We start from the raw sequence: 13,257 nt of genomic DNA on the forward strand, positions 1-13,257 counted from the left end.
CATGACCAACGGAAAGCGCCCGCTACGTTCTGCAGAATGGTTCGGCTCAGCTGACAAGAACGGTTTCATGTACCGCAGCTGGATGAAAAACCAGGGCATTCCCGATCACGAATTTCACGGCAAGCCAATAATTGGGATCTGCAACACGTGGTCGGAGTTGACTCCGTGCAATGCGCATTTTCGTAAGCTTGCCGAACACGTGAAACGCGGGGTGTTCGAAGCAGGCGGCTTTCCAGTTGAATTCCCGGTGTTTTCGAATGGCGAGTCGAACCTGCGTCCCACCGCGATGCTGACACGCAATCTGGCGAGCATGGACGTCGAGGAATCGATTCGCGGCAATCCAATCGACGCCGTCGTACTGCTGGCCGGTTGCGACAAGACGACTCCGGCGCTTCTGATGGGCGCGGCAAGTTGCGATGTGCCGGCGATCCTCGTCACTGGCGGCCCCATGCTCAACGGCAAGCATCAAGGCCGCGATATTGGTTCCGGCACAATTGTCTGGCAATTGAGCGAGCAGGTGAAGGCGGGCAAAATTTCGCTGCACGACTTCATGTCGGCGGAAGCCGGCATGTCGCGCTCGGCGGGCACCTGCAATACGATGGGGACCGCTTCGACAATGGCCTGCATGGCGGAAGCGCTGGGCGTCACGCTCCCTCACAATGCGGCAATTCCCGCAGTAGACGCACGCCGCTACGTGCTGGCGCACATGTCGGGCATGCGCATCGTGGAGATGGCGCTGGAGGATCTGCGTCTGTCCAGATTGCTCACGCGCGAGGCATTCGAAAATGCGATCCGCGTCAATGCGGCGATCGGCGGGTCGACGAATGCGGCGATTCATCTCAAGGCAATTGCGGGGCGCATTGGCGTGAGCCTTGAACTCGATGACTGGACACGCATTGGGCGCGGTACGCCGACGCTGGTCGACCTGCAGCCCTCGGGCCGCTACCTGATGGAAGAGTTCTATTACGCCGGTGGCCTACCCGCGGTATTGCGCAGGCTTGGCGAAGGCGGTCTGCTCCCGCATCCAGCTGCGTTGACAGCCAACGGTCAGTCTCTGTGGGACAACTGCAAGGACGCCCCGCTCTACAACGACGAGGTCATCCGTGCGCTCGACCAGCCGATTTTCCCCGACGGCGGCTTATACGTGCTGCGCGGCAACCTGGCGCCCAATGGGGCGGTACTCAAACCTTCCGCTTCCACGCCTGCGCTGCTCACGCATCGTGGACGGGCAGTGGTGTTCGAAAGCTTCGAAGACTACAAGGCGCGTATCGGTGCGCCGGACCTGGATGTCACCGCCGATTCGGTGCTGGTATTGAAGAACTGTGGGCCGAAGGGCTATCCCGGCATGGCCGAAGTCGGCAACATGGGTCTGCCGCCCAAACTGCTGGCCCAAGGCGTGACCGACATGGTGCGGATATCCGACGCGCGGATGAGCGGCACGGCGTACGGCACCGTGGTGCTGCACGTCGCGCCCGAGGCTCGCGCGGGCGGCCCGCTCGCGGTGGTCCAGAATGGCGACTGGATCGAAGTGGACTGCGATGCCGGGCGCCTGCATCTCGACGTCAGCGACGGCGAACTCGCCGCGCGGCTCGCAGCGTGGAGTAAAGCACGGCAAGACGATCCCGCCGACGCGAGCGGCTACCGGCATTTGTACGTTGAACACGTATTGCAGGCGGACCAGGGATGCGACTTCGATTTTCTGGTGGGCTGCCGGGGCGCGGAAGTGCCGCGTCATTCGCATTGAGCGGCGCAGGCGTTGCCGTCGCGTTTGGATGACAGCAACGCTAACGCTACGCCGGATACTGGCTAACCGTTTCCAACACGCTCTCGGCGTCCGCGCGGGCGTTGTCGAGCTGGACCAGACTTGCATGTCGCGCGCCCAGCGGGTCGCGGCTCTGGATCGCCGTGAGAATGGCCTTATGGCGCGGCAACGAGAGCGCATGCGTGTCGGGATGACGACTCGTCAGCTTGATCGATTCCGATAGCGCAAGCGTCAGCATGTTGCCGATATAGGCCAGCAGGTCGTTGTGTGTCGCCGCCATGATTGCGCGGTGAAACTCAAGGTCGGGGTCGAGTAGCGCACTCGCGGTTTCCGCGCGCTCCATCTGGTCATATGCCGAAGCAATGCGCACAAGATCGTCGCTTGTCGCCGCAGTGGCGGCGAGCGCCGCCGCCGCGGGTTCGATGATGCGGCGCACGGTAAGCAGCGAACTGAAGAACTCGCCTTCCGGAACGCTGTTGATCGTCCAGTAGAGGACATCCGGATCGAGCATATGCCAGTCCGCGCGAGCCTTTACGACACTGCCGACACGCGGTTTCGACACGACCAGCCCTTTTGCCACGAGTACACGAGTGGCCTCGCGCAGGACGGGGCGGCTGACGCCATAGCGCTCGCACAAAACGGCCTCAGCGGGCAACCGCTGACCCGGCTGCACCTTGCCGCTCACGATCTCCATGCCGAGTTCCCGCACGATGCGGCCGTGCAGGCTCTTGCGCTGTTGCAGATGACGGTAGTCCATGGTCAGCGATCGCGGTCGTGTCCGGCTCAGTCCTGTGCCGACCGGCGCCGCGTTTTCTGGACGGCACTTGCTTCGCTGTCGATACGGATATAGGACTGTTTGGTGGAAATCCGTTGCTCGTTCAAGCATAGCACGCGATATCTGGCGCGGAGTGACGCAAAAGATGGAGGCGTTCGGCGCCAGCGAAACCCGTCTCTTTCCTAGTTTCTTTTTCGTTCGTCCGCGATGCCTCGCCGAATAAAAAGGCCGATGTTATCCGCGCGCGACGAGGCAAACGCTCTGATCACCACGATACCAACAACACTCAAAATAATCACGACAGCCAGAATCTCAAACAAAGTCATGTTCACGAGAAAACTCCTCACGGTCTGGGGAGTCGCCACGACTAAACGTATTGAAAACAGTACTCCGTCATGGCGACAGCTCACCTTAACCAGTGTAGGCAAGCGCGACTGACGCGCCTAAGGAGCATTTTTCATCGCTATGTGAGAAAGATTGCGATGGCGCCAAACCGGCGCCATCTCTCTCTCACTTACGATCGGGATAGCGCAGCTTCGAATGATTGCGGCCGTACGAAAGGTAAATGATCATCCCGATCACCAGCCACACGACGAGCCGTACCCACGTAACGAGCGGCAGCCCCGCCATCAGCAGCAGGCAGAACAGGATCCCAAGCACCGGCACGATCGGCACGGCAGGAACCCGGAACGGGCGTGATGCATCGGAGTCGCTGCGCCGCAGATAGATCACGGCGCCGCACACAAGGATGAACGCGAACAGCGTGCCGATGCTGACCATCTCTCCCAGCACGCTGATGGGTGTAAGCGCCGCCACGATCGCGACGATCGTGCCGATCATGATCTGGCTCAGATGAGGCGTCTGGAGACGCGGATGAACCCGTGAGAAAAGAGGCGGCAGCAAGCCGTCCTGCGACATCGTGAAGAAGATGCGGCTCTGGCCGTATAGCAGCACGAGAATCACGGTGGTCAGTCCCGTCAGCGCACCGATCTTGATCAGGATGGAGAACCAGTTGAAACCGATGGCGTCGACGCCCTTGGCAATGGGATCCGGGACATTCAGATCCGCGTACGGCACGAGCCCTGTGAGTACGCCTGCGACGAGGATGTACAGCACGGTACAGATGATGAGCGAGCCCAGAATGCCGATCGGCATGTCCCGCTGTGGTTTTTTCGCTTCCTGAGCGGCAGTGGACACCGCATCGAAGCCGATGAATGCGAAGAACACCACGGCCGAGCCGCGCAGAATGCCGCTCATGCCGAAGTTGCCGAACTCGCCGGTATTGGCCGGAATGAACGGATGCCAGTTAGCCGGCTTGATGAAGAATGCGCCGAGCGCGATGAAGGCGACCACCACGACTAGCTTGACCGCCACCATGATGTTGTTCAGGCGCGCGGATTCCTTCGTGCCGAGCACGAGCATGGTGGTGAGAATCGCAATGATCAGCACAGCTGGAAGATTGACGATGCCCGTCGCTGTCGTGCCGTCGGCGAGCTTGATGACGGTGCCCGGCGCGGCGGCCAGAACGGGCGGGATATCGATGCCCACGTTACGCAGCAGGCTCACGATATACCCTGACCAGCCGACCGCGACGGTCGCGGCGCCCATCGCGTATTCGAGTATCAGGTCCCAGCCGATGATCCACGCGAATATTTCACCCAGCGTGGCATACGTATAGGTGTAGCTGCTGCCGCATACGGGCAGCATGGCGGCCAGCTCCGAGTAGCAGAGGCCGACGAACGCGCAGGCAATGCCGCCGAGTACGAAGGACAGGATGATGCTGGGTCCGGCGAATTGCGCCGCGGCGGTGCCGGTCAGAACAAAGATGCCGGCACCGATAATGGCGCCGATCCCCATCGCCGTGATGCTGGTCGCGCCGAGCGATTTCGATAACGCGTGACTTCCTTCCGCATCAGCACTACCCACGATATCGGCGACAGATTTTCGTGCCATGTAGCTCGTATCAGCCATGATGAGTCGTCCCGTTCAAATGATGTTTGGACACGAACCGACTCGGCTTGCTTCGGCTCGCGGAGCACGACAAAAGCACTGTTACCGAAAACTGGCGGGGATAGGGTGAGGCGAAATGTCGAATTGAGTGTATTCCGAATGGAAGGCAAAGTGAATTGGGGCGTGCTCGCGCCGGCGGACGATCCAGCGATGGCGTCCGCCTGAGGCGGAAGCCATCTGCTGAGGCCAATCAATAGCAGACGTACGACTTGCCGGTGCCGGAGAACTCGCACTGCCCCGAGCCAATCTGATGCAGCATCGTGACGGTGTCGTTGACTACTTCGTTGAGGGTCTTGGCACCTCCACACACGGCGGCCATGGCTTGGTGGTCGAGGTCTTCAGTGTTCGCCAGGTCTTTGATGGTGAGGGTAGTCATCGCACTTCTCCTTCAGATTGAGCAACGTGTATTGACTGGGGGGTTCCCGGTCGGCGTGGTGTGAACGTTCGGGTTCACACCCCGGATTACGCAATGACTGTGCCAGTTTGGGCGTGTGGTTGAGGGGGCGGCGCGGCCCTTTGTCGATTGGCACTTCGGACCATTCGCTTCACGTCAGCCGGCGTTTTAACTCGCGGATCACCGAGCGTTTGTTAGCCGGCGCCCAACACTTTGCGCAGGAGTGTCGGGGACCGGGTAATAATTCGCGGTGCGCAGTCTATAACCTAAGATTGAGGTGTTCCCCCGTGGCCCCGGACCGTCCGCCGGCGAACTATCTGGTGACGTTATGCGCGGAAGCGCACATAGTCGTCCCGGTCGAGGAGCATAGTCTGTCGGGTACTGCGGAAACATCGCCGCCTGACGTAGAGGCGCGGTATGTCCTGCACATCCTTCACACGCTCCGGTTCTGCGTACAGCCGGGACGGGTCGCTCACAATACGAGGTCGACATCGGGGAGCCGCGCTGTCCGCGGCCAGCAGCGTCTACGCCACCAGGTGCCACCGATGCGTCTCCAAGCGGTCAAATTTGCGTTGATTCTTGCCTGCGGGTGCGCGGCTGTCGCCGATGCACGTGCAGCCGATGCGGTCGATGCCGCAGGCGTCGTCAAGACCGTGAAGGGCACGGTGCAGATCGAGCGGGCTGGAGCGAGTTCGGGCGCGGCCATCGGCAGCCAGGTGTACGGCAGCGATCGCATCGTGACCGGCGCGGAATCCTCCGTCGGCATCACGCTGCGCGACACCACCCAGCTCTCGGCTGGTGCCAATACGATCCTCGAACTCAACAAATTCGCGTTCAATACCACGACCCATGACGGGGTGCTCGACGCCACTGTCAAACGCGGTTCGCTGGCCGTGATTTCCGGAAAGCTGGCGAAGGCGAATCCGGATGCCGTCCGTTTCAGCACGCCGACCACCACGCTGGGCGTGCGTGGCACCGAATTCATCATCGAGGTCGGCGATAAAGGGGAGGGTGCACGTTGAAGGCTGCGATCCGAAGTCACAGGCTGGCGTGTGCAGCGACATGCGTCATGCTGGCTTTCCTCGCCGGCTGTAGCACGCCGGACAAAATTATTCTATTGCCGGATCCGGAGGGCAAAGTCGGAGCGGTCGTGGTCCATAGCGCGACCGGAGAGCAAACCATAGACAAGGCGTACGCCGGGGTGGATGTCGCCAGGAGCGGCGGCATCGAAAAAACGATGGATAGCCAGGCCACGGTGGAAGCACGATATGGCCAGTTACTCGCAGCCCGGCCGCCGCGCCCCATGACGTTTACGATTTTCTTTCTGTTCGACTCCGCCACCGAATTGGCTCCCGAGTCTGCCGATACGGTCAAAAAGTTAAAAGCCGTGCTGGCGACGTGGCCCGCGCCTCAACTCGTGGTGGTCGGTCACACGGATCTGGCGGGCGCCCAGGACTTCAATGACAAACTGTCCATGCAGCGGGCGCAGACTGTTGCTGCGTTCCTCATCAAGCAAGGCATTCCCGCACGGGAGATAGAGACCGCCGGCCGGGGCAAACGCGAGCCACTGGTCCCCACGGCAGACGGTGTTCCCAATCGCATGAACCGACGCGCAGTCATCACAATTCAATGACCCGCGCCGGTCATCGGCGCTGAAGGGCCTTACCGTCGATGAAACGCTTTTACGACCCATGGATTGCGCGCGTCAAGCGTCTGCTGACGGTGGCCCAGGGGCGTCCGGTGGCGTTGGTGGTGTTGTTCGGCCTGAGCCTGCTCAACCTGACCAGCGAATGGCCGAGCGACATACCGCGTCCGGCTTTCGTGAACATGCTTGAAGAGTCGCTTCCTGACTCCTTCAAAACGGCCCGGCAGATTCTGTTCGACCAGTATCAACGTCACTACCCGCGGATTCCGACAGCGCAGCCCGTGACCATTGTCGAGATTGACGAGGAGACGCTGGCCACCGTTGGGCAATGGCCGTGGCCGCGAAATCGACTTGCGAACCTGGTCGATGCGCTTGCGGCACTGAAACCATTGGCGATCGGTCTCGACATTTACATGCCGGAGCCGGATCAGACCTCTCCCGACAAGGTGGCCGCCAATCTCCCGCCGACGGCTGCGGCGCTGGCCGCCGGCTTGCGGGCCCTGCCCAGTCACGAAGCCATTCTCGCCCAGTCGTTGCGCGCCGCGCCGACCATCCTGGGTGCCGCGCCGCTCGATCACGACATCTTCGCCGCGAGCACCGATCTGCGAAGCGCGCCGATCCTCGTGCATGGCAGCGAACCGCTGGACAGCGTGCAACGGTTCGACTTTGTGCTCGCCAGCTTGCCGGAATTGCAGGCGGCGGCCCACGGGCAGGCGATGCTGAGCGTCGCGCTCGAACAGGGTGTGGTCCGGCATATTCCCCTCATCATGGGCTTGAGGGAGAAGCTGGTCCCCAGTCTGCCGATGGAAATGCTGCGCCTCGCCACCGGTTCAACGGCGATCGACGTCTTTGCCGATTCATCGGGCGTGCAGGCGGTAGGTGTCGCCGATGCGCAGGTGCCCACCCAGCCCGGCGGTGATATCTGGTTGCATTTCGCGTCCATTCGGTCGACGCTGAGCCGCTATGTGTCGGCGCGCGACGTCCTGCAGGGAACCGTCGATCCGGAACGGATCCGCAATAAGCTGGTACTCGTCGGCTTGACGGGAGCCGGCGTGACCGACATGCGTACGACCCCGTTGGGAGAACTGGTGCCGGGCATCGAAATTCAGGCGCAGGTCATCGAGACGATTTTCGAGGGACGTTTCCTGCGCCGCCCCACGTGGCTGAAATGGGCAGAGTGCGCCTTTATCATGACGTTCGGGCTGCTGATCATCTGGTATGTGCCTCGGCCCCGATCGCGGTTTTCGCTCTTCATCAGAGCCGTCCCCAAGGGAGTCGCCGCGCTGGGCGTGTCGCTGCATCTGCTGAATCTGCTCTGCTGCTTCTTTATCTTCATGCGCTTCGGACTGCTGGTCGATGCAGCCTCGATTTTCATTATCCTGTCAGCGGTGATGGGCTGCTTCCTTTCACCCGCGTTGCTGCGCGCCGACGAACAAGCCCGAATAGACGCCACGCACGCGCAGGCGCTTGAAGCCGAGCGCGACCGCACCGGCAACGCGCGCGGACCTTGAGGTAGCACGGCGCTTTTGTTGGCTGTCAGATGGAACCTGCTTTTCCGGGGTTGCTTCCCTATACTTTGAACAACGAAGGCAGCAAGCCAATCAACTGATCATTGGTTCGGCTTGAAGATCGATCAGGAGCGAACAGGCGCCGATCTGTTCCGCGCGACGCAGTGGCATACGGAATGCGTCGCGGCGCAGGAGCGCCAATCTGGAGCGAGACATGAGCCTGACAGCACCTGCCACGTCCGAGGGCAGCCCACCGGGCGAACCCGTGCACCGCCGGCCCGCGTTACCCGCGCTTGCGCTGGCGGCTCTGGGTGTCGTATATGGCGACATCGGCACCAGCCCGCTCTACACATTGCAGACGGTGTTCGATCCGCTCAACGGGCTCGCGCTGAACGCGCTAAACGTGGTCGGCATCGTGTCGCTGATCTTCTGGTCGCTGACCGTGGTCGTCTCGCTCAAATATGTCGCGCTGATTCTGCGCGCGAACAATCACGGTGAGGGCGGCATCATGGCGCTGCTGGCGCTCGCCGCCTCGTCGGTCTCGAGTCGGCCACGGCTGCGCGGTGCGCTGCTGGGCGTCGGCATCATGGGGGCTGCGCTCTTTTACGGCGATAGCGTGATCACGCCGGCAATCTCGGTGTTGAGCGCGGTCGAAGGTCTGGAGGTCGCTGCGCCGTTTCTGAAGACGTGCGTGATACCGGTGACGCTGGTTGCGCTCGTCACGCTGTTCCTGATGCAAAAGCGTGGGACAGCGGGCATCGGCAAGATTTTCGGACCGGTGATGGTGCTCTGGTTTCTCGTGCTTGCGCTGGTGGGCGTCGTCAACATGACGAAGGCGCCCGCCATCCTCGCGGCGCTCAATCCGTTTGCCGGGCTCGCCTTCTGCCTGCATCATCGCTGGCTGGCCTTCGTCGCGTTGGGGGCAGTCGTGCTATCGCTGACGGGCGCCGAAGCGCTCTATGCCGACATGGGGCACTTCGGCGCGAAGCCGATCCGCCTCACGTGGTTCGGCCTGGTATTCCCGGCGCTGGCGTTGAACTACCTGGGGCAGGGCGCATTGCTGCTTGCCGAGCCAGGTGCGTTGCAGAATCCGTTCTACCGGATGTTCCCGCAATGGTCGCTCTATCCGATGATCGCGCTCTCGACCGTCGCCACCGTCATCGCCTCCCAGGCGGTCATCTCGGGCACGTACTCGATGACCAAGCAGGCGATGCAACTCGGTTTCCTGCCGCGGATGAATGTCATCTATACGTCGGAAAGGGAAATGGGGCAGATCTACGTGCCGGGTATCAACTGGACGTTGCTGGTTGCCGTCGTGGCCGCGGTACTCGGGTTTGGCTCTTCGACGGCGCTCGGTTCCGCGTACGGTATTGCCGTGACCGGCACGATGCTGATCACGACGATCCTGACGTTCTTCGTCGTGCGCTATGCTTGGCATTACAACTGGTGGCTGTGTATCTTCGCGACGGTGTTCTTTTTCATCATCGACGCGACGTTCTTCTCCGCGAATCTACTGAAGCTGGTGGAGGGCGGCTGGTTCCCGCTGCTGGTTGGCCTGATCATCTACACGATCATGGCGACATGGGGACGCGGCTGGGAGATGATGCGCGCCGAAGCGCGCGTGAGAGCCGGCACGACACCGCTCAAGCCATTCCTCGCGACGCTGCTGGCCCGCTCGCCGATGCGCGTTGGCGGGACGGCGATCTTTCTGACGCCTGATCCCGATGGCGTGCCGCACTCGCTGATCAACAATCTGATGCACAACCGCGTGCTGCATGATCGTGTCGTTTTCCTGACCGTCAATAACGAGGAGATACCGTGGGTTCCGGCGAGCCAGCGGGTCACCGTGCATCCGCTCGACTCCGAGTGCTACCAGATCACGATCACGTATGGCTTTATGGACGAAGTCGATCTGCCGCGCGCATTGGAAATATGCAGGGCGTCGGGCCTCATTTTCGAGCCTACCGAAACCTCCTATTTCCTCAGCCGCGCCACTGTGGTGCCGACGCCTGACAGCGGCATGGCCATGTGGCGCGAGCGGCTGTTCGCGGTGATGCTGCACAACGTGGGCAACGTTGCCGCGTATCTGAAGCTGCCGGCCAATCGGGTGATCGAACTGGGTGCACGCGTGGAGATCTGACGCACCATCTGTTTTGCGCAGGGCACGCCAATGAGATCCAGGAGACGAAGGTGCCGACCATGAATGATCACTCGCCGGAGGGACTCGCGTCCAGGCGGCATCACGATTATCGGCTTGTCGGCGGAGCGGGCGAGCGCGCGCAGGCTGCCGGCCTCGTCAATGCGGACTGGTACCGGTGCGCTGTACCGCGCCCAGTGATGAAGCGACTGATGCAGCGCAGCGACGCCCGTGCGATTCGCGATACGCTGATCTGGTACGGAGCGATCGTCGGCAGCGGCGTGCTTGCGTGGTTTGCCTGGACTGCGCATTCGCTGTGGGCGATTCCCGCGTTCTTTGTCTACGGCACGCTTTATTGCAGCCCGGCCGATTCCCGCTGGCACGAAGCCGGCCATGGCACGGCATTCAGAACGCGCTGGATGAACGACGCATTGTACCAGGTCGCGTCGTTTCAGATATTCCGTCGCGCAACGGTATGGCGCTGGAGTCATGCCCGTCATCACACCGATACCCTCGTGGTTGGGCGTGATCCGGAGATCGCCGCGCCACGGCCGACCGACTGGGTGGCGCTCGCGTTGAGCGTGTTCGCGCTGAAACACGTGTCGATTGAGTTGCCGAAGATGGTTTCAGCCGCGTTCGGCCGGCTGAACGAAGACGAGCGGACCTTCGTGCCGTCCTCCGCATGGCCGAAAGTATTTCGCGAAGCCCGTCTCTCGCTGGCTATCTACGCCGCTGTGATTGCCGCGAGCGTTTACTTCCGCAGCATCTTGCCGCTGCTTTATATCGGCTTGCCAAGCCTGTACGGCGGATGGCTCTACTTGTACTTCGGACTCACGCAGCACGCGGGCATGCCCGAGAATGTGCTCGATCACCGCAAAAACTGCCGCACGGTGATGATGAATCCGCTTTTCCGCTTCCTGTACTGGAACATGAACTATCACGTCGAACACCACATGTTTCCGATGGTGCCGTTCCATGCGTTGCCGCAACTGCATGAGACGGTCAAGGCCGACATGCCGCCGCCGTATCGCAGCAGCCTCGCTGCGTATGCCGAAATCATTCCGGCGCTGGTACGCCAGACGCGCGACCCCTCGTACCACGTCGTGCGACCGGTGCCGGGCGCGAAGCAGGCCTGAGCGACCTCAATATAACAATCGGAGACGCGCAACATGTCACAGTGGATTGATGCTGCCGCGCTGGATGACATCGAAGATGAAGACGTCATGCGTTTCGACCATGCCGAACGTACCTTCGCGATCTATCGCGTCGACGGCAACGTCTACGCAACTGATGGCCTGTGCACGCACGAACAGGTTCATCTGAGCGATGGCTTCGTGATGGATCACGTGATTGAATGCCCGAAGCACAACGGCCGCTTTGACATCCGCGATGGCCGCCCGCTGTGCGCGCCGGTCTGCGAGAAGCTCAGAACTTATCCGGCGAAGGTGGAAGACGGCCGCATCCTGATCGAGATCTGAGCCCGCGACAACCGGTTGTGCGATGGCAATGGTTTGCGCGCTCTGACCGCGTTGCGATGCCGGCGCGCCAAACCTGACGCTCGCCGCTTTTTGTGTTTACATCGCACTGCGCGCCATTTCGTGCGAACGCAAGCTGCGTTGCTCTCTTTCCTGTGGATTGAAATCGCTTATCCGAAGCGGGACCGTGTCCGAACTCGCGATCGAACGCTTCGCGCTGGCTTGAGCCAGGATGCGATTGAGACATAGATAAAAATGTTCGAGTTGTCGCGCGTCCGAAGCCCTGCGCTCGAGATCGAACACCTCCTCGAGCACGCCGCGCGGCACGTAGAAACGTTGAAGCCCGTGGACAATACGAACCTGGAAGACGACGCCGTCACTGTTATGAGACACCGCTGCCCAGATGAGCGAATGGCTACTCATGGAGCCCCCCGTAATCGCAATCTGCGGATCAGAAACTGCACGGATTCATCGTCGCATACCTCAGGGGGACGCCAATATTTTTCAAAATAGTGACGCTTGAGCATTTGACGTATTTACCACGGTCGTTATATTGCAGTGCAGCAAAAGGTGTAGACTGGGTGTTGTTGCGCCTGCCATTGCGCGCCCACGGTCGTGCTACGACGGGAGAATGCGCCATGACCACTTCTCAGGCTTCACACGCTTCAAACGCCTCAACTGTCCCCGTATTGCATGTTTTCGAGCAAGACGGAGGCTGGCATTGGGGTATCACCATCCCGCGCGCGGCGGGTGGTGGATTCAAACTGATTGCCTTCAGCGAGCAGGTCTTCCCAGCTGAGGAAGCGGCCCGCGCCGACGGGAGGCAGGCACTAGCCAGCCTCGCGGATAGCGGCGCGTGCGACCCCACTCGTCATCCAAGCCACGTGGATTGAGTTTCCAGCCGCGCGTGCGCAGCGGCTTGGCTATTGATCTACACTGTTCTGTGCCATGACAAGCGCGAGCGAAGCCGAGAGAATCGATTTCGCGAGTTCGTCGTCGTCGACCGCGCGAGCAATCGTCACCGCACCGACAATGGTCGCAACGATGCCAAGCGCCACGCTTTCGCTATGACCAGACAACGTCCCCGCGATTTGCGACGCGAACTTGCGCACGTAGTGTGTCAGGCGTTCCTTGACCTCCGGCCCCGCGTACCGCGCTTCACCGGCGAGCGCGCACAGCGCGCATCCGCTGCCCGGATTGTCCCTATGGCGCTCGCTCAGGAAACTTTCGGCGATGGCCTGCAGCGATCCATCCGCCTTCGAGTGTTTCCCTCCCGCCCCGGTGCTCAATGCCGCGATACGCTTTTCGCTATGAGCAACCGCGTATTCCAGCGCCTCGACAATCAATGCCTCGCGCGACGTGAAGTGGCCGTAAAACGCACCGTGCGTCAAACCGGCGCTGCGCATGCAGTCCGCCACACCGAGTGCCTCGATGCCGTGTTCCCGAATTTGTCGCGATGCCGTTTCCAGAACACGTTGCCGGCTTTCAGCTTTTTGCGCTTGCGAGTAGCCCATTTCGTTTCGTCGCCCTTGACAATCTGCATGATGAGCA

Annotated in this window: 14 protein-coding genes; 8 read left to right on the forward strand and 6 right to left on the reverse strand. The window is 61.3% G+C overall.

Features of this window, described 5'->3' with window-relative positions; translation table 11 throughout:
* The first annotated feature begins 1 nt into the window (after position 1).
* Complete coding sequence (locus tag PQR27_RS33955) at positions 2-1,744, forward strand: IlvD/Edd family dehydratase (RefSeq protein ID WP_408527915.1); 1,743 nt, start codon at positions 2-4, stop codon at positions 1,742-1,744.
* A 46-nt stretch (positions 1,745-1,790) separates the two neighbouring features.
* Here PQR27_RS33955 and PQR27_RS33960 read toward each other — a convergent pair whose 3' ends face one another.
* The 4 genes from PQR27_RS33960 to PQR27_RS33975 form a co-directional block, all read right to left on the reverse strand.
* Positions 1,791-2,519 carry a FadR/GntR family transcriptional regulator gene (locus PQR27_RS33960; protein WP_408527916.1) on the reverse strand — a complete coding sequence of 243 codons (729 nt, stop codon included), beginning with the start codon at positions 2,517-2,519 and terminating at the stop codon, positions 1,791-1,793.
* Positions 2,520-2,719: 200 nt separating this feature from the next.
* Positions 2,720-2,869, reverse strand: a complete 150-nt coding sequence (locus PQR27_RS33965) for a hypothetical protein (RefSeq protein WP_408527917.1) — start codon at positions 2,867-2,869, stop codon at positions 2,720-2,722.
* Positions 2,870-3,047: 178 nt separating this feature from the next.
* Positions 3,048-4,508 (reverse strand): amino acid permease, encoded by a 1,461-nt coding sequence (locus tag PQR27_RS33970; protein ID WP_408527918.1) that lies wholly within the window; start codon positions 4,506-4,508, stop codon positions 3,048-3,050.
* A 229-nt stretch (positions 4,509-4,737) separates the two neighbouring features.
* Positions 4,738-4,923, reverse strand: coding sequence for a hypothetical protein (locus tag PQR27_RS33975; RefSeq protein ID WP_408527919.1), 186 nt, complete (start codon positions 4,921-4,923; stop codon positions 4,738-4,740).
* 563 nt (positions 4,924-5,486) lie between these two features.
* On the opposite strand from PQR27_RS33975, the gene PQR27_RS33980 reads away from it, so the two are divergent.
* From PQR27_RS33980 to PQR27_RS34005, 6 genes are all read left to right on the forward strand, one after another.
* A complete protein-coding gene (locus PQR27_RS33980) occupies positions 5,487-5,963 on the forward strand; it encodes a FecR family protein (RefSeq protein ID WP_408527920.1) in 477 nt (158 codons plus the stop codon).
* 47 nt (positions 5,964-6,010) lie between these two features.
* On the forward strand, positions 6,011-6,574 hold the full coding sequence (locus PQR27_RS33985; RefSeq protein ID WP_408527921.1) for an OmpA family protein: 564 nt from the start codon (positions 6,011-6,013) through the stop codon (positions 6,572-6,574).
* 38 nt (positions 6,575-6,612) lie between these two features.
* A complete protein-coding gene (locus PQR27_RS33990) occupies positions 6,613-8,097 on the forward strand; it encodes a CHASE2 domain-containing protein (protein WP_408527922.1) in 1,485 nt (494 codons plus the stop codon).
* A 211-nt stretch (positions 8,098-8,308) separates the two neighbouring features.
* Positions 8,309-10,234, forward strand: coding sequence for a potassium transporter Kup (locus tag PQR27_RS33995; RefSeq protein WP_408527923.1), 1,926 nt, complete (start codon positions 8,309-8,311; stop codon positions 10,232-10,234).
* 59 nt (positions 10,235-10,293) lie between these two features.
* Complete coding sequence (locus PQR27_RS34000; protein ID WP_408528388.1) at positions 10,294-11,367, forward strand: fatty acid desaturase family protein; 1,074 nt, start codon at positions 10,294-10,296, stop codon at positions 11,365-11,367.
* A 33-nt stretch (positions 11,368-11,400) separates the two neighbouring features.
* The gene (locus tag PQR27_RS34005) at positions 11,401-11,709 is read left to right on the forward strand and encodes a non-heme iron oxygenase ferredoxin subunit (RefSeq protein WP_408527924.1); all 309 of its coding nucleotides are present in this window, start codon (positions 11,401-11,403) and stop codon (positions 11,707-11,709) included.
* A gap of 96 nt (positions 11,710-11,805) precedes the next feature.
* On the opposite strand, the gene PQR27_RS34010 is transcribed toward PQR27_RS34005, so the two are convergent.
* Positions 11,806-12,129, reverse strand: a complete 324-nt coding sequence (locus PQR27_RS34010) for a hypothetical protein (protein ID WP_408527925.1) — start codon at positions 12,127-12,129, stop codon at positions 11,806-11,808.
* A gap of 215 nt (positions 12,130-12,344) precedes the next feature.
* On the opposite strand from PQR27_RS34010, the gene PQR27_RS34015 reads away from it, so the two are divergent.
* Positions 12,345-12,599: a hypothetical protein gene (locus PQR27_RS34015; protein WP_408527926.1), complete on the forward strand. Its 255-nt coding sequence runs from the start codon at positions 12,345-12,347 to the stop codon at positions 12,597-12,599.
* A gap of 30 nt (positions 12,600-12,629) precedes the next feature.
* Here PQR27_RS34015 and PQR27_RS34020 read toward each other — a convergent pair whose 3' ends face one another.
* Positions 12,630-13,220, reverse strand: coding sequence for a TetR/AcrR family transcriptional regulator (locus PQR27_RS34020; RefSeq protein WP_408527927.1), 591 nt, complete (start codon positions 13,218-13,220; stop codon positions 12,630-12,632).
* Positions 13,221-13,257 lie beyond the last annotated feature (37 nt).

The sequence above is a fragment of the Paraburkholderia fungorum genome (assembly GCF_046027215.1).
In the GTDB taxonomy this organism is placed as follows: domain Bacteria; phylum Pseudomonadota; class Gammaproteobacteria; order Burkholderiales; family Burkholderiaceae; genus Paraburkholderia; species Paraburkholderia fungorum_D.

What these genes read in the sequence shown, in the direction of transcription:
- PQR27_RS34005 (WP_408527924.1), top strand. Translation starts at nt 11,401, where the DNA reads ATGTCACAGTGGATTGATGCTGCCGCGCTGGATGACATCGAAGATGAA.
- PQR27_RS33980 (WP_408527920.1), top strand. Translation starts at nt 5,487, where the DNA reads ATGCGTCTCCAAGCGGTCAAATTTGCGTTGATTCTTGCCTGCGGGTGC.
- PQR27_RS34020 (WP_408527927.1), bottom strand. Translation starts at nt 13,220, where the DNA reads ATGGGCTACTCGCAAGCGCAAAAAGCTGAAAGCCGGCAACGTGTTCTG.
- PQR27_RS33975 (WP_408527919.1), bottom strand. Translation starts at nt 4,923, where the DNA reads ATGACTACCCTCACCATCAAAGACCTGGCGAACACTGAAGACCTCGAC.
- PQR27_RS33970 (WP_408527918.1), bottom strand. Translation starts at nt 4,508, where the DNA reads ATGGCTGATACGAGCTACATGGCACGAAAATCTGTCGCCGATATCGTG.
- PQR27_RS33955 (WP_408527915.1), top strand. Translation starts at nt 2, where the DNA reads ATGACCAACGGAAAGCGCCCGCTACGTTCTGCAGAATGGTTCGGCTCA.
- PQR27_RS33995 (WP_408527923.1), top strand. Translation starts at nt 8,309, where the DNA reads ATGAGCCTGACAGCACCTGCCACGTCCGAGGGCAGCCCACCGGGCGAA.
- PQR27_RS33960 (WP_408527916.1), bottom strand. Translation starts at nt 2,519, where the DNA reads ATGGACTACCGTCATCTGCAACAGCGCAAGAGCCTGCACGGCCGCATC.
- PQR27_RS34015 (WP_408527926.1), top strand. Translation starts at nt 12,345, where the DNA reads ATGACCACTTCTCAGGCTTCACACGCTTCAAACGCCTCAACTGTCCCC.
- PQR27_RS33985 (WP_408527921.1), top strand. Translation starts at nt 6,011, where the DNA reads ATGCTGGCTTTCCTCGCCGGCTGTAGCACGCCGGACAAAATTATTCTA.
- PQR27_RS33990 (WP_408527922.1), top strand. Translation starts at nt 6,613, where the DNA reads ATGAAACGCTTTTACGACCCATGGATTGCGCGCGTCAAGCGTCTGCTG.
- PQR27_RS34010 (WP_408527925.1), bottom strand. Translation starts at nt 12,129, where the DNA reads ATGAGTAGCCATTCGCTCATCTGGGCAGCGGTGTCTCATAACAGTGAC.
- PQR27_RS34000 (WP_408528388.1), top strand. Translation starts at nt 10,294, where the DNA reads ATGAATGATCACTCGCCGGAGGGACTCGCGTCCAGGCGGCATCACGAT.